10 protein-coding genes are annotated in these 20,677 nt (G+C 52.7%); all 10 read left to right on the plus strand.

The window, feature by feature from the left end:
* Nucleotides 1-911 precede the first annotated feature (911 nt).
* Complete coding sequence (locus tag HMPREF9453_RS00785; protein ID WP_008858646.1) at nucleotides 912-2,126, plus strand: efflux RND transporter periplasmic adaptor subunit; 1,215 nt, start codon at nucleotides 912-914, stop codon at nucleotides 2,124-2,126.
* Nucleotides 2,127-2,135: 9 nt separating this feature from the next.
* Nucleotides 2,136-5,318 carry an efflux RND transporter permease subunit gene (locus HMPREF9453_RS00790; RefSeq protein WP_008858647.1) on the plus strand — a complete coding sequence of 1,061 codons (3,183 nt, stop codon included), beginning with the start codon at nucleotides 2,136-2,138 and terminating at the stop codon, nucleotides 5,316-5,318.
* Nucleotides 5,319-6,251: 933 nt separating this feature from the next.
* Nucleotides 6,252-7,124 (plus strand): DMT family transporter, encoded by an 873-nt coding sequence (locus tag HMPREF9453_RS00795; protein WP_008858648.1) that lies wholly within the window; start codon nucleotides 6,252-6,254, stop codon nucleotides 7,122-7,124.
* A 1,129-nt stretch (nucleotides 7,125-8,253) separates the two neighbouring features.
* Entirely contained in the window at nucleotides 8,254-9,276 is a 1,023-nt protein-coding gene (gene trpD / locus HMPREF9453_RS00800; RefSeq protein WP_008858649.1) for an anthranilate phosphoribosyltransferase, read from the plus strand.
* An 8-nt stretch (nucleotides 9,277-9,284) separates the two neighbouring features.
* Complete coding sequence (trpC, locus tag HMPREF9453_RS00805; RefSeq protein ID WP_008858650.1) at nucleotides 9,285-10,070, plus strand: indole-3-glycerol phosphate synthase TrpC; 786 nt, start codon at nucleotides 9,285-9,287, stop codon at nucleotides 10,068-10,070.
* An 18-nt stretch (nucleotides 10,071-10,088) separates the two neighbouring features.
* The gene (gene trpB / locus HMPREF9453_RS00810; RefSeq protein WP_008858651.1) at nucleotides 10,089-11,270 is read left to right on the plus strand and encodes a tryptophan synthase subunit beta; all 1,182 of its coding nucleotides are present in this window, start codon (nucleotides 10,089-10,091) and stop codon (nucleotides 11,268-11,270) included.
* Between the two features lie 13 nt (nucleotides 11,271-11,283).
* Nucleotides 11,284-12,054 carry a tryptophan synthase subunit alpha gene (gene trpA / locus HMPREF9453_RS00815; RefSeq protein ID WP_008858652.1) on the plus strand — a complete coding sequence of 257 codons (771 nt, stop codon included), beginning with the start codon at nucleotides 11,284-11,286 and terminating at the stop codon, nucleotides 12,052-12,054.
* A gap of 1,034 nt (nucleotides 12,055-13,088) precedes the next feature.
* Entirely contained in the window at nucleotides 13,089-13,412 is a 324-nt protein-coding gene (locus HMPREF9453_RS12035; RefSeq protein WP_187368027.1) for a hypothetical protein, read from the plus strand.
* Nucleotides 13,413-15,497: 2,085 nt separating this feature from the next.
* Nucleotides 15,498-18,674, plus strand: a complete 3,177-nt coding sequence (locus HMPREF9453_RS00835) for a DEAD/DEAH box helicase (RefSeq protein WP_008858653.1) — start codon at nucleotides 15,498-15,500, stop codon at nucleotides 18,672-18,674.
* A gap of 662 nt (nucleotides 18,675-19,336) precedes the next feature.
* Nucleotides 19,337-20,614, plus strand: a complete 1,278-nt coding sequence (locus HMPREF9453_RS00840; RefSeq protein WP_008858654.1) for an IS110 family RNA-guided transposase — start codon at nucleotides 19,337-19,339, stop codon at nucleotides 20,612-20,614.
* The last annotated feature ends 63 nt before the right edge of the window (nucleotides 20,615-20,677 follow it).

The raw sequence follows: 20,677 nt of genomic DNA on the forward strand, positions 1-20,677 counted from the left end.
GAAGGTTGATGTGCACATCCTGCATAGGATGTGCAAGTCGGCCGAAGTTGGCCCTTAGCCTGTCCATAAAAGGGCCTTCCATTTAGTCGGCCGACCGTGGTCTTTCGCGGGCGAGGGTTGATGGCGCCGCCGGGCCTTTGGCCCTGGGCGCCAAGGGTTCTGTCCGGGATCGGCTGACGCCTCCCGGACGGGTTGAGGGCTCCGCCCTCGGGAGGTATATAGTACCGCTGCGCTGGCGAGGTACGGCGCCCTTGGGGGCGCCATTTTTTATGCCGCCTTTGGCGGCGAAAACCGGACAACCGGGCTTTCGCCCGTGGGAAAACCATACAACCGCCCTGCGGGCGTCGGAAATGCACCCCTTTTGGTGTCTGGCGCCACCACCTTCCCCCCGGCGGGGGGACTTTAAAGCTCCGTTATGCTGTAGAGCCATTTATGAAGAGAGTGTTTCGCGGTGTTTTATTCTGCCCCCGCTTGCGGGGGCAGTCCGGCGTAGCCGGATAGGGGGAGGCGAGCGAAGCGAGCCAGTCAGCAGAATGCCAATCAAGCCCTATGACACAGAAAAGCAAATCCCGTAACGCTGACTTTATAAGCATTGCCCGAAGGGCAATCCGCAACCCTCGGGGCCAAAGGCCCCGTCAAACTTAAGAACCCTTGGGCCGAAGGCCCATCCATCTTAAGAACCTTTCCCTTCACAACCCTCGGGGCGAAGCCCCGTCAACCCTCACACCGCAGGTGTGTCCACTGAACCCTCACACCGAAGGTGTGTCCCACAGGGAAGTGTGGTATAATTTATAAATTACCATAAGTCATTAAATAGAATTTCCAAGAAGGGGATACTTATGGTAAACTAAAGACAAAAAGTGTAAGAGATCATACAGGAAGTGACATAGTGATTTTATAAAGGAAAGGGTATGGATATGAATACATTTTGCAGGAAGCGTTGTGTCATGGCGGCGGCTGTGCTTTGCATGGGGGCTGCTGTTTTCTTTACGGGCTGCGGCAGCAGCGCGCAGCCGAAGTCTTCGGCTGTTTCGGTGAAGGCTATGAAGGTAATCCAGCAGGATACCAGTGTGTCTCATGACTATTCGGGACAGGTGAAGTCCATGGATGCGGTGGTGATTAAGCCGAAGGTTTCCGGGTCTATTACGGAGAAATATTTCAGAAGCGGTGATCTGGTCCATGAGGGGCAGGCGCTGTACAAGATCGATGACCGGCAGTATGAGTCGGAGGTGCTTTCTGCCCGTTCCAATGTGGAGAAGGCCAGGACGGCGCTGAATAATTCCATGATTGATCTGGGAAGGTACCAGAGGCTGCTTTCTTCGGGGGCCATTGCGGAGCAGACGGTGACTACCCAGGAGGCCACGGTGGCGTCTAACCAGTCCAGTTATGATGATGCCAATGCCCTTTTGCAGAAGGCGGAGGAAAATCTGGATGATACGGTGATTCGTGCGCCTATTTCGGGCAAGCTTTCTGTGGATGATGTGGGTGTAGGCACTTATGCTACGTCGGGAAATACGTCCCTGGTGTCTGTGGGCTCTATCAACCCCATTTATGTGCAGTTTTCCATCAGTGAAAATGAATACCTGAATTTCCGCACCGGCGATAAGCCGGAGAGGGAGGGCGGGGAGAGGCCCCGTCCGCCGAAGGCGACTCTGACTTTGAGCAACGGCCAGAAGTATGACGAGGTGTCTACGGAATATATTGCAGACCGTGAGCTTTCCGAGAGCACCGGCACCCTGACGCTGAAGGCTGTTTTTGATAATGCCGACGGCGTGCTGCTGCCGGGCATGTTTGCCCGGGTTACGGTGGAGGGAAGGCCTTTGAAAGATGCCATCCTTGTGCCTCAGCGGGCGGTGCAGCAGGTGCTGGATAAGTCCTTTGTCATTGTGGTGGGATCGGATAACAAGTCCGTTTCCCGGCAGGTTACCCTGGGTGACCAGGTAGGAAGCTATTATGTAGTGAAGAGCGGCCTGACGAAAGATGACAATGTGGTGGTGGAAGGGCTGACGAACCTGAAGGAAGGGCAGGAGCTGAATGTGACGGAAACCACGGCTGATGAGCTGGGGCTGTCTCTTACTTCTTCCGACGGTTCCACTTCCGCCAGCGCTTCCGTGAGTGCGAAGTAAGGAGGAGCCATGTCAAAATTCTTTATCCGGCGGCCTATCTTTGCCATCGTCATTTCCATTATTATCGTGCTTCTGGGCACCATTTCCCTTCTGTCATTGCCCATTGCCCAGTATCCCCAGATTTCACCGCCTACCATCAATTTGAGCGCCCGCTATACCGGCGCCAATGCGACTATTGTGAACCAGACGGTGGCCCAGGTCATCGAGGAACAGTTGAACGGGCTGGAAAATATGTCCTACATGTCTTCCACCTCCAGCAATGACGGATCCTACAGTCTGTCCATCGTGTTCGACCTGTCCAGCGACGGCGATACGGACTCGGTGAATGTGCAGAACAATGCAAACCTGGCTAAGAACAGTCTCCCCAGTGATGTGCAGACCACGGGCCTCACGGTGCGCAAGTCTTCCGGCGACATGGTGCTCATGGCCAACCTCTATTCGCCGAACGGCACCTATGACCAGGCCTTTCTCAAGAACTATGCGGACATTTACCTGCTGGACAAAATCCAGCGCATCAATGGCGTAGGCAACGTGAATACCTTCGGCTCCAGCTATGCCATGCGGGTATGGCTGAATCCGGATAAGCTGGCAGAAAGAAATCTCACCGTTTCTGATGTGATTTCCGCCATTAAGGAACAGAATATTTCCGCTCCTGCCGGTACCGTAGGCGGTCAGCCGGCGCCGGAAATCCAGGAAAAACAGTACAGTGCCAAAGTGGAAGGCCGGCTCACCACGCCGGAGCAGTTTGGCAACATTATCCTGAAGTCCGCATCCAACGGCCAGTTCGTGTACCTGAAGGACGTGGCCAAAATCGAGACCGGCACCCAGAACGCAAGTAGCAATTCCAAAATCAACGGCAAGAACGGTATCGGTTTCGGCGTGCAGCTCACCAACGATGCCAATGCCCTGGATACCATCAGCCAGGTGAAGCAGGTGCTCAACGAAGCCAAAGAAAACTTCCCGCCTGATCTGGACTACATCATCGTCATGGACAACACCAGCTTCATCAATGCTTCCATCAGCGAAGTGAAGGACACCTTCGTGGAATCCCTGCTCCTCGTAATCCTGGTGGTATTCATTTTCCTGCAGAAATGGAGAACCACCCTCATTCCGGTGCTGGCCGTGCCTGTTTCCATTGTAGGTACCTTTGCCACCTTCATTTTTCTGGACTTTACCATCAATACCCTCACCCTCTTCGCCATGGTGCTTGCCATCGGCCTGGTGGTGGATGATGCCATCGTAGTTATCGAAAACGTGGAAGAGCACATGTCCAAAGACGGCCTTTCCGCCAAAGAAGCCACCGAAAGAGCCATGGTGGAAGTACAGGGACCGATTATTGCTACCACCGCCGTGCTGGCCTCCATCTTCATCCCCGTCGCCTTCATCGGTGGCGTTACCGGCGTGCTGTACAAACAGTTTGCCATTACCATTACCGTATCCGTGGCCATTTCCGCCTTCGTAGCCCTCACCCTGACACCGGCCCTCTGCGGCCTGCTTTTGAAATCGGACGACAAAGGCTTTACCGGCGGTCCCCTGGCCTTCTTCTTCCGGAAATTTAACAGCGCCTTTGAATCCTGGCGCGAGAAATACACGGGAAAAGTGGGCTGGATGATTCACCACCTGAAATACGCGGTCATCTTCCTCGTCCTTGTCACCGGCCTTATGGGCCTCTTCTATCAGCTGCTTCCTTCCACCTTCGTACCGGAAGAAGACCAGGGATTCTTCATGGCCAGCGTCACCATGCCTGAAGGCACATCCCTGAACCAGACCGTGAAGACCGTGGATGCCATTGCTGATGAAACGAAGAAAATCCCCGGCGTAAAGGACATTATGACCCATGCCGGCGGCTCCACCTCCAACTCCGGCAACGTCTATATTTCCCTGGACAGCTGGGACCAGAGAACGTCTTCCGACCTCAGCGTGAACTCCATTATTGCCAAATTCAACAAAACCGTGGTGCCTCTCCATCCTGAAGCCCGGGTGGCAGCCTTCAATACGCCTGCCCTCCCAGGTCTTGGTATGGAAGGCGGCTGGACCATGCAGCTCCAGGATAATGTAGGCCTCTCCGATACCGAACTGGGCCAGGTGGCGGACCAGGTAGTGGCAGCCTGCAGCGCAAGGCCGGAGCTCTCCGGCGTCCGCACCAGCTACGCCACCAATACCCCCAGCGTGCAGTACGCTGTGGACCGTGAAAAGATTAAAAATCTGGGCATCAGCCTCTCCGACGTATTCACCGCCCTCCAGGCAAACTTCGGCGGCTCCCAGGTCAACGATTTCAACCAGTTCGGAAGAGCCTACAAAGTCATTGTACAGGCAGATACCCAGTACCGTTCCCAGGCGGACAGTCTGAAATTTATTTCCGTGAAATCGGCCTCCGGGAAAATGGTGCCCCTGGACACCCTCCTTACCAGCTCCATTACCACCGGTCCCTCCTCCATTACCCGTTTCAACGGTGTACGGAGCGTCACCATCCAGGGCAGCGCCGCCAGCGGCTACAGCTCCGGCGAAGCCATGAAAGCGGCGGAAGAAGCAGCCAAGAGCGTCATGCCTTCAGGATTCACCATCGAATGGTCCGGCCAGAGCCGTGAAGAAAGCACCTCCTCCAGCTCCACCATGAAAGTCCTCATTATGGCCCTCATTTTTGCCTTCCTCTGCCTGGCAGCCCTCTACGAAAGCTGGTCCATGCCCTTCGCCGTTCTCTTCACTGTGCCTACCGGCATCTTCGGCGCTGTATTCTCCGAATACATCATCCGCACCCTGGCATCCATGACCGGAGGAAACGCCACAGGCTTTTTGAACAGCGTGTACATGCAGATCGGCATTATCATGATCATCGGCCTGGCAGCGAAAAACGCCATCCTCATCGTAGAATTTGCCAAAGAACGAGTGGATAAAGGCATGGATCCCATGGACGCCGTGGTGATTGCAGCCAAACTCCGCCTCCGTCCTATCCTCATGACCGCCTTCACCGCCATCATCGGCTGCCTGCCCCTGGCCCTGGCCACCGGCGCCGGCGCCGGCGCCCGCTGCGGCATGGGCGTAGCCGTCGTAGGCGGCATGACCTTCGCCACCCTCTGCGGCCTCTTCCTCATCCCCGCCTTCTATATCGTGTCGGAATACCTGGCCAGATACTTCAGGAAAGTGACGGGATTTAAGGGAATCAAGTTTAAACATCGCATGCTCAGGAGGTAATGATGGGGACAAGCGCCTATGGGGCTTGAGGGTTCTAAAGTTTGACGGGGCTATCGCCCCGAGGGTTCTTAAGTTTGACAGCGGCTATGCCGCTGAGGGTTGTGGAGGGCGCCTTTAAATTATAGAAGGCGCCAGTTTGTATAAAACCTTCACAACCGGGCTTTCGCCCGTGGGAAAACCATACAACCGCCCTGCGGGCGTTGGAAATGCATTCTCCCTTTGGTGGCTGGCGCCATATGAACAAGCCCCTATGGGGCTTGAGGGTTGACGGCCCGCTGGGCCGAAGGTTCTTAAGGGGCTTAAGTTTGACGCGCCTTTGGCGCGAGGGTTGTGGTGGGGCGCCTCTAAATTATAGAAGGCGCCAGTTTGTATAAAACCTTCACAACCGGGCATTCGCCCGTGGGAAAACCATACAACCGCCCTGCGGGCGTCGGAAATGCACCCCTTTTGGTGGCTGGCGCCACCACCTTCCCCCCGGCGGGGGGACTTTATTCTTCGCTATGCGTTAGCTTTATTCTGCCCCTGTGCACATCCTGCATAGGATGTGCAAGTCGGTCAAAGTGGGCCCTTAGCCTGCCCATAAAAGGGCCTTCCTTTCGATTGACCGACCGAACTGCGGGGGAAGTCCGGCGAAGCCGGATAGGGGGAGGCGAGCGCAGCGAGCCAATCAGCAGAATGCCAATCATGCCCTATGACACAGAAAAGCCAGTCCCGTAACGCTGACTTCATAAGCATTGCCCGAAGGGCAATCCGCAACCCTCGGCATGAAAGGCCGTCAAACTTAAGAACCCTTGGGCCGAAGGCCCATCCATCTTAAGAACCTTTCCCTTCACAACCCTCGGGCCGGAGGCCCGTCAACCCTCACGCCGCAGGCGTGTCCACTGAACCCTCACACCGAAGGTGTGTCCAATTTCACACAAGGATCCTGATACTATGATCTTTCATTCATCGGAGAAAAAAGCCCGGCTCATGTTATGGACCACCGCCCTCATCTGGGGTGGTGGTTTTGTAGCTGGTAAAATGGCGCTTACCGGCCTGTCGCCCTGGGGCGTGCTTTTTTGGCGGTTCGGGCTGGCGGCGCTTTTATTTCTTCTGCCCTTTCATAAAGCCATCATGGGGCAGGGGAGGCGGGTCCTCTGGTTTGGCATCCTGTCCGGCGTCCTTCTGGCGCTGTCTCTGGCGGTGCAGCTTCTGGGGCTGTCTTACACCACCAGCGCCAGGCAGTCTTTCCTTTTTACCACCTATGTGGCCTGGACGCCTTTTGTGAGCTGGCTTGTTTTGAAGAAGAGGCCGGGAAAGAGGGCCTTTGCCGCCGCCTTTCTGGCAGTGATGGGCATCGGGCTCATTGCTGCCGGAGGGGAGGGGGATATCCGTCTGGGGGACGGAATCACCCTGGCATCCTCTGTCCTTTTTACGCTGCAGATCGTGTTTGTGGGAAAGCATATGAAAAAAGAAATGGACATCTTTGCCTTCTCCTTCATCCAGTTCGCCGCGGCGTCCCTCTTTTCCCTTTTCCTCCTTCTCCTCATGGGAGAGCCCATCATCCCGGAGGGCAGGGAATGCACGGAAGGAGTGCTTTTCCTGGGGATTTTAAATACCGCTGCCGCCTTTACCCTGCAGAACGAGGCCCAGAAATACCTGCCTGACGTGACAGTCTCCCTCATCAGCAGCATGGAATCGGTTTTCGGCTTCCTCTTCTCCTGCCTCTATTACGGAAATCCGTTGACCCTGCGCTTCCTTCTCGGCGGCGCTTTGTGCTTCATGGCCATCTGGGTGAAGGGGAGGGGACACGCCCTGCGGGCGTGAGGGTTCTAAAGTTTGACGGGGCTGTGGCCCCGAGGGTTCTTAAGTTTGACAGCGGCTATGCCGCTGAGGGTTGTGAAGGGCGCCTATGAATTATAGAAGGCGCCCTTTTATGATAAAACCTTTACAACCGCCCTGCGGGCGTCGGAAATGCACCCCTTTTGGTGGCTGGCGCCACATGAACAAGCCCCTTTGGGGCTTGAGGGTTGACGGCCCGCTGGGCCGAAGGTTCTTAAGGGGCTTAAGTTTGACGCGCCTCTGGCGCGAGGGTTGTGGTGGGCGCCTCTAATTTATAGATGGCGCCAGTTTGTATAAAACCTTTACAACCGCCCTGCGGGCGTTGGAAATGCATCCCCCCTTTGGTGCCTTACGGCACCACCTTTCCCCCGCAAGCGGGGGCACTATAACCCGTGCTTACTGTAGAGCCGCTTATGAAGCGAGTCTTCAAGGTGTTTTATTCTGTCCCCCGGATGGGGAAAAGTCCGGCGCAGCCGGATAAGGGGGAGCCGCGTAGCGGCTAATCACCAGAATGCATATCATGCCATATGACACAGAAAGTAAATCCCGTAACGCTGACTTTATAAGCATTGCCGCGGAGCGGCAATCCACAACCCTCGGCCCGAAGGGCCGTCAAACTTACGAACCTTAAGAACCCTCGGGCCAAAGGCCCGTCAACCCTCACGCCCGCAGGGCGTGTCCAAAGCGCCCCAAAAAATATACTTGACATAATGAGTCCGGCGCATTATAATAGCCACAACTTAAGAAAACAAACCGTTGAAGCGGAGATAAAAATAATTCGTGCACTCACAGGGAGCCGGGGTATTGAGAAGCCGGCAGGACGCAGGTTATTAAATGGACCGCTGAGGGCGCGGTGAAAAGGATTTCCTTAGTAGCTCGCGACGTAGGGCATACGTCAGTTGCCGGAGATATGTTGGTATCTCGCTAAGAGCAGGGGTCATACCCTGAAGCAAGGTGGCACCGCGGAAGTATATCCGTCCTTGACAAGTATTTGTCAGGGACGGATTTTTTTATTACCTCCCTGAAGGAGGAAATCATGGATTCTATCAGACGATGGCAGGTAAGGGAAGCATAGCAGAAATCAAGTAGATAACCGAAGCAGGAGGAATACAAAATGATTAAAGAAGCCATTCAGAAAATCGTAAGAAAGGGAGATCTCTCCTATACCGAAGCCTATACCGTAATGAACGAAATCATGAACGGTGAAACCACCGCCACCCAGAACGCTGCATTCCTGGCGGCCTTATCCACCAAGAGCACCAAGGCGGAAACCATTGATGAGATTTCCGGCTGCGCAGCTGCCATGAGGGAACATGCCATTCCTGTTCCCCATCCCGGTATGGAAGTCCTTGAAATCGTAGGTACCGGAGGCGATAAGTCCAACAGCTTCAATATTTCCACCACCGCCGCCTTCGTAGTGGCAGCAGGGGGAGTGAAGGTGGCCAAGCACGGCAACCGGGCCGCTTCTTCCAAGTGCGGCACTGCCGATGTGCAGGAAGCGCTGGGAGCCAATATTTCCCAGAACCCCGAAAAAGCCCTGGATATGCTGAAGAAGGTGGGCATGTGCTTCCTCTTCGCCCAGAAGTACCATGCAGCCATGAAGTACGTAGGACCGATCCGCAGGGAACTGGGCTTCCGCACGGTATTCAACATTCTGGGACCCCTCACGAACCCGGCCAATCCCGATTTCTTCCTTCTGGGCGTCTATGATGCCTACCTGGTGGAACCGGTGGCCAAGGTGCTGGACAAGCTGGGCGTGAAGAAAGCGGTGGTGGTCCACGGCATGGACTGCCTCGATGAAGTTTCCCCCAGCGCGCCCACCCTGGTATGCGAACTGAAGAACGGCTACTACCGCACCACGGAAATCAAACCGGAAGACTTCGGCCTCACCCGGGGCAGGAAAGAAGAACTGGTGGGCGGCACGCCGGAAGAAAATGCGGAAATCACGAAGGGCATCCTTTCCGGTAAAATCCAGGGCACGAAGAGAAACGCCGTCCTCCTCAATGCAGGCCTGGCCTTCTATGCAGCCGGCGCGGCAGATACCATGGCAGAAGGGGTGAAGAAAGCGGCTGACCTCATCGACAGCGGCGCTGCTGAAAAGACCATGGAAGCCTACATTCAAGTCTCCAACGAATAAGGTGCACCATGATACTGGATGATATTGCACAGGAAACAAGAAAGCGCATAGACCGGCTGGAAAGAGAAGGATACTATGATGAAATCCGCCGGCGCATGAAAGATTTCATCCCGAAGAAAGGACATTCCTTCTATAGAAATCTGAAAGCCCCGGGGCTCTCCTTTATCTGCGAGCTGAAAAAAGCGTCTCCCTCCAAAGGAATCATCAGTGAAGATTTCCCCTTTGAAGAGATTGCAAAGGAATATGAAAGGGCAGGGGCTTCGGCCATCTCCTGCCTCACCGAACCGAAATGGTTCAAAGGGGACATTGATTACCTTCGAAAAGTGGCCTCGGAAGTGGAAATCCCGGTGCTCCGGAAAGATTTCATCATTGACCTGTGCCAGATCGAAGAAGCAGCCCTGGCAGGCGCCTCCGCCATTCTTCTCATAGCCGCCATTCTTACAGATGAAGAAATCAAAGGCTTCATGAAAGAAGCGGAAAATCTGGGACTGGATGTGCTGGCGGAAGCCCATGATGAAAAAGAAATGGAACGACTCCTTTCCGCCGGCGCCCGCATTGTGGGAGTGAACAACCGGGACCTCCGGGACTTCACCATCCACATGGAAACCACCGAGCGGCTGGCAGCCCTGGTACCCGAGGGAGTGCTCCTTGTTTCCGAAAGCGGCATGACCGATGAAAAAGCAGTGAAACGGATGAGACAGGCCGGCGCAGACGCCGTGCTCATCGGCGAAATGCTGATGAAGGCAGAAAACCGGCCGGTCCTCCTCAAAAAAATGATACAGGAAAATTCATGAGAAAAGGATGGAATACATATGAAAACAAGATTTGGTGAATACGGCGGACAGTATGTACCGGAAGTACTGATGAACGAAGTCAATAAAGTGGCAGAAGCCTTTGAAGAATGCAAAAAAGACAGGGAATTCCAGGACGAACTCCACCGCCTCTTCGTGAACTACACCGGCCGCCCCTCCATGCTTTATGAAGCGGAAAATATGGAAAAAGACCTGGGCGGCCCCCGCATCTTCCTGAAAAGAGAAGATCTCAACCACACCGGCGCCCACAAGATCAATAACTGCATCGGCCAGGCCCTCCTGGCAAAACGGATGGGCAAGACCCGCCTCATCGCCGAAACCGGTGCCGGCCAGCACGGCGTAGCCGCCGCCACCATCGCCGCCCTCTTCGGCATGGAATGCGAAGTCTTCATGGGTGAAATCGATACCGAAAGACAGGCACTGAACGTATACCGCATGAAACTTCTGGGCGCCAAAGTCCACGCAGTAAAGACAGGATCCCGGGTCCTCAAGGACGCCGTGAACGCTGCCATGCAGGAATGGAGCCGCCGCTGCGATGATACCCACTACATCATCGGATCCACCACAGGCCCCGCCCCCTTCCCGGAAATGGTGCGCTACTTCCAGAGCTGCATCGGCCGTGAAGCCAGAGCCCAGGTACTGGAAAGGACCGGCCGCCTTCCCACCAGAGTCTACGCCTGCGTAGGCGGCGGCTCCAACGCAGCCGGCACCTTCTATCCCTTCCTCCAGGACCAGGGCGTAGCCCTCGTAGGATGCGAAGCCGGCGGCAAAGGCGTGGACACCCCCTACCATGCAGCCACCATCACCAAAGGCTCCATCGGCGTCTTCCATGGCATGAAATCCATTTTCTGCCAGGACAAAGACGGAAATATCACCGAAGTCTATTCCATTTCCGCAGGCCTCGACTATCCCGGCGTTAGCCCTGAACACGCCTATCTCCATGACATCGGCAGAGCCAGATACATCGCCATTACCGACGAAGAAGCGGTACAGGCCTTCGAATACCTGGCCAGAAAAGAAGGCATCATCTGCGCCATCGAATCAGCCCACGCAGTGGCAGGCGTACTGAAAGAAGCCAAAACCATGAACAAAGACGACATCGTCGTCATCACCCTGTCCGGCCGCGGAGACAAAGACGTGGCTGCCATTGCCCGCTACCGCGGTGAAAACCTGCATGATTAAGGAGGATCCCCATATGAGCCATATCAATGAAGCATTCAAAAACGGTAAAGCATTAATCGCATTCCTGACCACCGGCACACCATCCATCGAAGACACCGTCAGATACGTGCTGGACATGGAAAAAGCAGGAGCCACCCTCATCGAACTGGGCGTCCCCTTCTCCGACCCCATCGCCGACGGCCCCGTCATCATGGAAGCTGACGTGAAAGCCCTGAAAAACGGCATCCACCTGCCCCAGGTCATGGAAACAGTGAAAGAAATCCGGAAGCACACAGCCATCCCCATCGTCCTTCTCACCTACTACAACCCCGTCTTCCGCTATCCCGCAGACCGCTTCTTCCAGGAAGCAAAGGAAATCGGTATCGACGGCGTCATCATCCCCGACCTTCCCGGCGAAGAACAGCAGGAAATCCGTCCCCTGGCCGATGAAAACGGCGTAGACATCATCCAGATGGTAGCCCCCACATCAGAAGACCGGATCCGCAGCAACGTGAAAAACGCCACAGGCTTTGTATATGTAGTCTCCTCCATGGGCGTCACCGGCATGCGCGGCAGCATCCAAACCGACCTGGAAGACATTATCCGGGTTATCAAAGAAACCACCGATACCCCCGTAGCCATAGGCTTTGGCATCCACACCCCCAAGCAGGCAAAAGAAATGGCCGCCCTGGCAGACGGCGTCATCACCGGTAGCGGCGTAGTGGATATTATCAACAAAGAAGGAAACAAGGCAGACCAGGACCTCATGGACTATATCGGAGGACTGAAAAAAGCTATTGGATGAGGACGCGCCCCTTTGGGGCTTGAGGGTTGACGGCCCGATGGGCCGAAGGTTCTTAAGGGGCTAAAGTTTGACAGCGGCTATGCCGCTGAGGGTTGTGGTGGGGCGCCTTTAAATTATAGAAGGCGCCCTCTTATGATAAAACCTTTACAACCGCCCTGGCGGGCGTTGGAAATGCACCCCTTTTGGTGGCTGGCGCCTTATGGACAAGCCCTCCGGGCTTGAGGGTTGACGGCCCGATGGGCCGAGGGTTCTTAAGGGGCTTAAGTTTGACAGCGGCTATGCCGCTGAGGGTTGTTGTAGGCGCCTCTAAATTATAGAAGGCGCCAGTTTGTATAAAACCATACAACCGCCCTGCGGGCGTCGGAAATGCACCCCTTTTGGTGGCTGGCGCCACCACCTTCCCCCCGGCGGGGGGGGACTTTATTCTTCGCTATGCGTTGAGTGAAGGGATTGCTTTGCGGAACTTTATTCTGCCCCTGTGCACATCCTGCATAGGATGTGCAAGTCGGTCAAAGTAGGCCCTTAACCTGCCCATAAAAGGGCCTTCCTTTCGATTGACCGACCGAACTGCGGGGGAAGTCCGGCGAAGCCGGATAGGGGGAGGCGAGCGCAGCGAGCCAACCAGCAGAATGCCAATCAAGCCCTATGACACCGAAAGTAAATCCGTAACGTTCTTGCGTCCCCTTTAGGGGAAGAGGGCCACGAAGTGGCGAAGGGGTGGACGGTGGTAAGAATGATTATGACACTCGATATGGACGTGACCGCCGAAAGGCGGCATTATAATACTCATCGTCCGTAAGGGCGATACCACAACCCTCGGCCCGAAGGGCCGTCAAACTTACGAACCCTCCGGCCCATGGGGCCGGTCCATCTTAAGAACCCTCCCTTATAGAATTTAAAAAAATTTTCCTCTTCTTTTCAAAAATGAGGACCTGCCGTTACTTATATAGTAGAGGGACATGAAAGGCCCGCGGTTTTGCAGGAAATCACTCCATATGTTTCCAAGTGCGCATAAGAAATGATTCTATGGAGTGATGGAAAGCAGAAAAGGTACCGCCTTTTCCCCCTCACCTTTTCCGGAAAAAGGTAAAAATTCAGTATCAACTGGAAAAACAGCAGAGAAATCCAGGACTTCATCATCTATCTCGGCAGAAATGACGGGAGACTCATGTATGGCGCGCGCCGTCGTACCTCGTACAGCAGCGGCCGTAGACCATGCAGACACCGAACTCATTGGGCATAGGGGATGGGAAGGCACCGGGTTTCTTTGTGGTGAAAAAGCAGCTTCATGGGGAGCTGCTTTTTTCTTCACTATAAAAAGGACAGCACGAAAACACGGACATAGGCAGCCCATGTGAATGAAGCAGCCCCCAGAAAAGAGACTTTGGCACTTCGCCATTTACCACTGGAGACAGGAAGGTAAATCCCATAACGTCCTTGCGTTCCCTTGCGGTGGCAAGGAAACTTGATTCGTGGGCCGCTTCTCTCTCCTATGAATCCAGTTCCTTTGCCACCCTCTATGCAGGGGCATAATAGAATCAATGATGAGAAGGCTGCTCTTCAGAGCTTTATTGTCCACTGTGCACATCCTGCATAGGATGTGCAAGTCGGGCGAAGTAAGGCGCCTAGCCTGCCCATAAAGGCGCTTTCCTTTTGTCGTCCGACCGATACAGCGGGGGAAAGGTGGTGCTGTAAGGCACCAAAGGGGGGGAAAAAAAGCCACCGGAGGTGGCTCATCATCGTAATGCGTATCAAACTATATGACTCATAAAGCCAATCCCGTAACGCTGACTTTAAAAATTGCGGCGTCAGCCGCCACCACCCCCCTCTGAACCTTTTGAACCCTTTGAACCTTCTGAACCCTCACGCCTGCAGGGCGTGTCCAATGACATACAAATCCATGACTGATACATCTTCCCTGTCCAGCCGACTATATGACCAGAGAGGCGAAAAGGCCTGGCGAAAGGGCTTTCCAATTCCCGCGGTGCACAATCCATGGAAGCGGGGAGGAAAGACTGGGAACCTTCATGAATTTTTCCTCTCCGGCGCGCCGAAAACTCCATAAAGACTCCTGAGGCATGACCTGCTAGACATCCTGGTGGCAATATAGCGTATCTTTTCTTCCTTGACGACACAGACATTCCGCTTAGGCGGCTACCCCTGGCCGATTCATCGAAGCAGATGCCTTGACGCCCTACCGTGCATAAGTATGGGACCAATCAGGAGTTTTTACAATGAAAAAAAGCAGTCCATGAGGGGCTGCTTTTTTCATGCTGTCAAAAGGCAGCACAAAAACACGGATGGTATCCGAGCCAGTCAGTATGGCGGGCCTCTAGGGAAGCGCTAATTAAATCATTGTCTGCTTTTATTCGTGAATTTTTATGCAATGCAAGGAATGGGATGACGCAGATAGCGAGCTATTTAAGGAATCCCATGACGCAGCAGTGCAGAAAAATTCTTATAAAGGCAGACTCTGTGAATTAATTAATGCTTCCCTGAAATCAGGCGGCAGCGCTAAATCACAGGAAAATCCTGCGTCAACCCTGCTCTTGTCGTCCGGGAATGCGGGCTCATGCTGCAAGGGATGGTATCCGTGCTTTTGCGATGGGTTATCATATTTTTACGAATCTGCAGAATCCGTTTTGCTTCCCCGGCGCCGGGGAGCGGGAGGGGAAAATCGGGAGCCTGTATACAGGAATTCTTGATCTCTTTCTGTCAAAGCTGCATTACGGCCGGAATGATCGCGATATACATGACAGAGGGGAATAGAATCCTTCCATGGAGTTTCCGGATTTCCTTCTCCATACATTTATATTGCATAAGCACCCCTTTTTCACAACCTTCCTTAAAAATTTTACTTTGATATGCAGATAGCACCATCAGGATTCTGTCATTTCTAGGGAAGCACTGAGGAACACTGAAATAAATTTTCAAAATTTTTTCTTTCAAGGGGTCTAGAAATCGAACCCTCTGCGATATTAATAATAGAGGGATGAAAAGACCTCATGAGACGATGAATCCGATTTCCAAACGGCCATCCTCCACATCCGCGGTAAAGAGAAGGGCAGGGAAATGAAGAATCATCAGGGAATTCCACTTTTCAATCCTCCCTTCTTCTACAATCGGCCGATGATAGACAGAAGAAAACGCAGTACCCAAAAAACAGAAGACAGAAAAGCAATAAGGAAGAGCGCTCGCAGGACTTTCCTCTCTCTGACGACATGTTCCGAGCAGCACCCACGTAAGCGGGAGAGCCAAGGCGCGGACGCCTGATTCATTGGTTGAACTTACCTGGAGACTCCCCTGATAGGCTTTTCTGTTTTTTGCGTGGCATGACAGTGACTGTCATGCCTTTTTTATATAATAGAAAGCAGGGAAACATATTTCATTATTTTTTCTACGAGCCCTGGTATAATACAGGTAGTAATTGTAAGGGGGTTCCTATGGCTGACATCATTGATTTGAAGGACGGCGTATATGAGAAGGTTATTTCCAGGGACTTTGATAAAAAGCTGACAAAGGCGCTGGCGGATAAGGAAATCTGGGCGGATCGGGAGGATGTGGATGCCCAGGAGGCAGTGGGGTATTTGTCCTCTTATCTGGAAAAGCTGATCCGGCTCTGTCTGAAGGATATTGCCGACGAGAATCAGGACCACTGCGTGAAGGATGAGCTGGCACTGACGAATGAGCTGGTAGAAAAGCTGGCTTCCCGGATTGCAAATCTGGGAGATGGCCATGATGTGACAGCAGAGCAGTTCATTTTAAAATCCCTGGAGCACCGGGCCAATAAAATTGCCAGAAAGAAATGGGAAGTGCCGGCTACATCACTGGTGAATTCCTTCCTCTTTACCAATTCCCGGAATGATGTATCCATGATTCATGAGCTGAACCGGGAAATCATGACCTGTGATCGCATGGACATGCTGATTTCCTTTATCCGCTTTTCCGGCCTCTCCCTCATTTTGCCATGCCTTCGCCAGTTTACCGCCGGCGGCGGTCATCTCAGGGTAGTGACCACCACCTACATGGGTGCCACAGATCCCAAGGCAGTGAAGGTGCTGTCGGAGCTGCCGAATACGGAGGTTCGGATTTCCTATAACGTGAAGGAAACTAGGCTTCATGCGAAGTCCTATATGTTCTATCGGGACAGCGGATTTTCTACGGCTTATGTAGGCTCGTCTAACCTGTCCCGCGCCGCCATTGCTGATGGTATGGAATGGAATATGAAGGTCACTGAGCAGGACCTGCCCGGTATCATTGCCAAGATGAAAGCCACCTTTGATACCTACTGGCACTCCGATGAATTCCAGCCATTTCAGGTGTCTGACTTTGATAAACTGAGTCGTGCCATCGACCGGGAAAGGGGACGGAAGGAAGAGGGGAGCGACACCACCTATTCCTTTGATATTGAGCCCTATCCCTACCAGCAGGCCGTGCTGGATGCCCTTCGCACAGAAAGACTGGGTAAGGGCCGCTGGCATAATCTGGTGGTGGCGGCGACAGGCACGGGGAAGACCGCTATTTCTGCCTTTGACTATCGCAATTTTTATCAGAGCCGCAAAGGAAAGGCCAGGCTTCTTTTTATAGCCCATCGAGAGGAAATCCTGAAACAGAGTATTTCCTGCTTCCGCCAGGTGATGAAAGATCCGAACTTTGGACAACTGGCTGTGGGAAATTACCATGCCGCCCGCAGTGAGCATCTTTTCATGTCCATCCAGACTTTTAACAGCCAAAAGTTCTGGGAAAAAATGGATCCCTTCTACTATGACATGATTATTGTAGATGAATTTCACCATGCGGCGGCCAAAGGGTACCAGAAGCTTCTGACCTGGTTTCACCCGAAAATCTTGCTGGGCCTTACGGCTACGCCGGAACGAATGGATGGGAAGAGCATACTGAACTATTTCGGCGGTCATATGGCGGCAGAAATCAGGCTTCCCGATGCCATTGAACGGCGCCTGCTCTGCCCCTTCCATTACTTTGGCATCGACGATCCTGTGAGCCTTTCCAATATCAAGTGGACCGGCGGCCATTATGATATAGAAGAACTGGAAAATGTATATACCGGGGAAGGAGCCCTAGCCAGCCAGCGGGCCCGTGCCATTATCCAGGCCCTGGAGCGGTATACAGCGGATATGAGAGACGTGAAAGCCCTGGGCTTCTGCGTTTCTAAAAAACATGCCCATTTTATGGCAGACTACTTCAACCGGCAGGGCATCAAAGCCCTGGCCCTGGATGCGGACAGCCCGAAGGATGTTCGAAATGCGGCCAGGCAGAAGCTGGAAAGCGGAGACATCACCATTATTTTCGTAGTGGACCTTTTCAATGAAGGGGTGGATATTCCTGCAGTGAATACAGTCCTCTTCCTTCGTCCTACCAACTCCATGACCATTTTCCTCCAGCAGCTGGGGCGCGGCCTGCGCCTTTTCCCGGAGAAAGACTGTCTTACGGTACTGGACTTCGTAGCCCAGGCCAACAGGAGGTACGACTTTGCCTCCCGCTATGCCTCTCTTCTGGGCAAAAGCCATGTGGTCATCAAGAAAGAAATCCAGGATGGATTTCCCCATGTACCTAAGGGCTGCTCTATTCAGCTGGAAGAAATCGCTGCCCGCCATGTACTGGAAAATATTAACAGCCGACTTCGGAAAAATGAATTTTACATGGATATGGTGAAGGAACTGGCTTCGGCCACCGGCCATATTCCTACACTGGAAGAATTTTTCAAAGCCACCGCCATCCATCCCCATACCTTTTATAATGAAAAACATACCTTTGCCAGACTGCTGGCGGATGCCGGGCTCATTCCCGATTTTCCGGTGACCGAAGAGGAAGAAGTCCTTCGGAAAGCCCTGCCAAGAGTGCTTTCTATGGACTCGCCCAAATGGATTTCCTTCATGGAAAAATGTTATGAAACTATGCCGCCTGCCTTGACGGAGATGGAGAAAAAATATCTCCGCATGTGGCAGCTCACCCTGTATCCGGAAGGTGGGAAATGGACTTGTCCGGCACCGGAAGACGCAGTGCGTCGCTTTCGGGGACAGCATGAACTGACCGATGAAATCAAGGCACTGCTCCGCTGGCAGTATGACTCCATCGATATCATTCCGGAAAAGCCGGACCTCCCTTACCAAACGCCTCTGGAAGTATACTGCAACTACAGCAGGGATCAGCTCTTTGCTGCTCTGGGCTTTGCCAAACCCGGCAGCATCAGGGAAGGCGTGAAATATCTGACTCCTGAAAACAGCGATGTGGTGACTGCGCCTACCGATGTATTTCTGGTGACCCTCAATAAATCGGAAAAAGAATTTTCCGATACTACCCTGTATGAAGACTACTCCATAGACAGACAGACCTTCCACTGGCAGAGCCAGAGTACCACCACGCCGGAATCCAAAACAGGACAGCGCTATATCCACCAGAGAGACAACGGGACCACCGTACTCCTTTTCGTGCGAAGTGCCAAACAGGACGCCTACAAATCCTCCATGGCCTATACCTTCCTGGGCCCCGCCCACCTCATGAGATGGGAAGGCTCCCAGCCCATGACCATCATCTACCATTTGGATAACCCCATCCCGGCCAAATACATCACCAAAACCGACAGCGCCGGCGTGCTGTAAGGAAAACAGGAAGCTGCGTACCCATCCTTCCCGCCGCCCATGTCATTTCGAGCGGAGGCACAAGCCGGTATGAATCCCTCTTCCCATGGAGCCAGTGAAAGAGAGACGAGAAATCTCCCTGCACTACGTTAAGAATGGTTTATGGCATTTCTAACGACATAGCCCCTTCCCGCCGGGCGGGTCATTCTGAACGCAGTGAAGAATCTCGGTACATGACGTTAATGACTTATAAGCGGTTAAATACCAGTCAGCGGGAAGAGCGGCTGCATGACGCTGCAGCCACCTGCCGCCCTGGCAATTCTCAATTAGAGATTGGGCGCGGTGCGCCACTGAATATCAAAGAAACGGGAGTTGTCTAACATCACTTTCTATTGGTTTTATCCCCTATTGGGGTACATACTTATGGTGGATGGGCGGATATACTACATAAACCCGTGGAGCTGAGTGGTGGGGCTGTGGCAGCAACTACCCCGTTCAATTAAATATGGAGATCATTCTTTGGAATTGAAAATTGGTGCCGCCAGGCTTCGGCCCGGCAACAGAGCCCGTAAGCTTATATCTTTGTACAATCGTCTCGATTGATTCAGAATGATCAGTCAATGTCCGCTACATTCACCTTTACTTCTTTATTTATCCTTATTGTAGAAAGGAGGAAAGATGCAATGCATGAACGCATAGAAATTGGTGACAGGAATGAATATATTCATCCCATATGCTGTGGGCTTGATGTCCATAAGAAATCAGTATTTGCAGCCGTCTTTATCTATGACAATAGTGACAGTCCGGTTAAATATTATACCGCCCAGTTTACTACGTATCCCAAAGACCTGAAGAAAATGACTGATTGGATCATTTCCAAAAACTGTCATGATGTATGTATGGAGTCTACCGGACAATACTGGCATCCAATATATGATGCAGCGGAAGAAGCCGGATTACATCCCCTTGTGTCTCATCCCAAGTACACCAAACCATTAAAAGGTAAAAAGAGTGATCCCGCTGATGCAAAATGGATTGCAAAATCCTATGCCAGTGGACGTGTGGTTGCAAGTTTTATTCCATCAAAAGAATTCAGAATCATGAGGTCAACAATTCGGTACTGCCAGAAAATTCATAATGCAATGACTGGAGAGAAAAACCGCATACTGAATTGCTTAACTGGGGAAGGCATCAAGCTTGATGTTGTTTTTTCAGATGTATTTGGGAAGACATCAAGATCAATCATTGACTATATGCTTAATCATCCTGGTGAGAAATTTAATGTGGCCCCATTCATTGGAAAACGATGCAAGACGCCAATCCCTGTTATCCAAGAAGCAGTAGCAAAGGCATCATCTGTAGATATATCTTCTTTGTCCAAACTCAAAGTGGCCTTCAGCAGGTTAGATAGAACTGTGAAAGATGAAGCAGTGCTCAAGCAGGACGTTGCAGAGAGAATGAAACCCTATGCTCATCAGCTGGAGCTGATCAGGACGGTCCCAGGATTTGACAGGGACCCATTTACCGCTATGCGGGTGCTGGCAGAAATTGGTCCGGACATGAGTGTATTTCCTTCGGCCAGACATCTTTGTTCATGGGCAGGTGTATGTCCGAGCCATGATTCAAGTGCCCACAAGGTAAAAGGCAGAAAAATATCCCGGGCAGGGAAATATTTGAAACCGCTGCTGGTTAATATTGCCAGATCAGTTGTGCGTTCAAAAGACCACCCGGAAATTACAAGTCGCTTTAACCGTATAAAAAGCAGACGTGGTTACATGAAAGCCATCATCGCAATCTGTAAGATGTTCCTGACTGCCATCTGGCACATCTTAAGTAAGGACGAGCCTTACAAAACTGACGGCTACATGACTGCGAAGAAGCCTAAAAAGGCTAAAAGGGTAATGACGAGGACTCAACTCGCTGAATACCTTGCTTCGCAGGGGATAACTGTTGTTGATTGACAGCAGCAATCCGTTAACCACGTCCGGTTCATAAAGAACCTAAAGTTATTATACAACAGCTTT

Source organism: Dialister succinatiphilus YIT 11850 (assembly GCF_000242435.1).
Classification (GTDB): Bacteria; Bacillota; Negativicutes; order Veillonellales; family Dialisteraceae; genus Dialister; species Dialister succinatiphilus.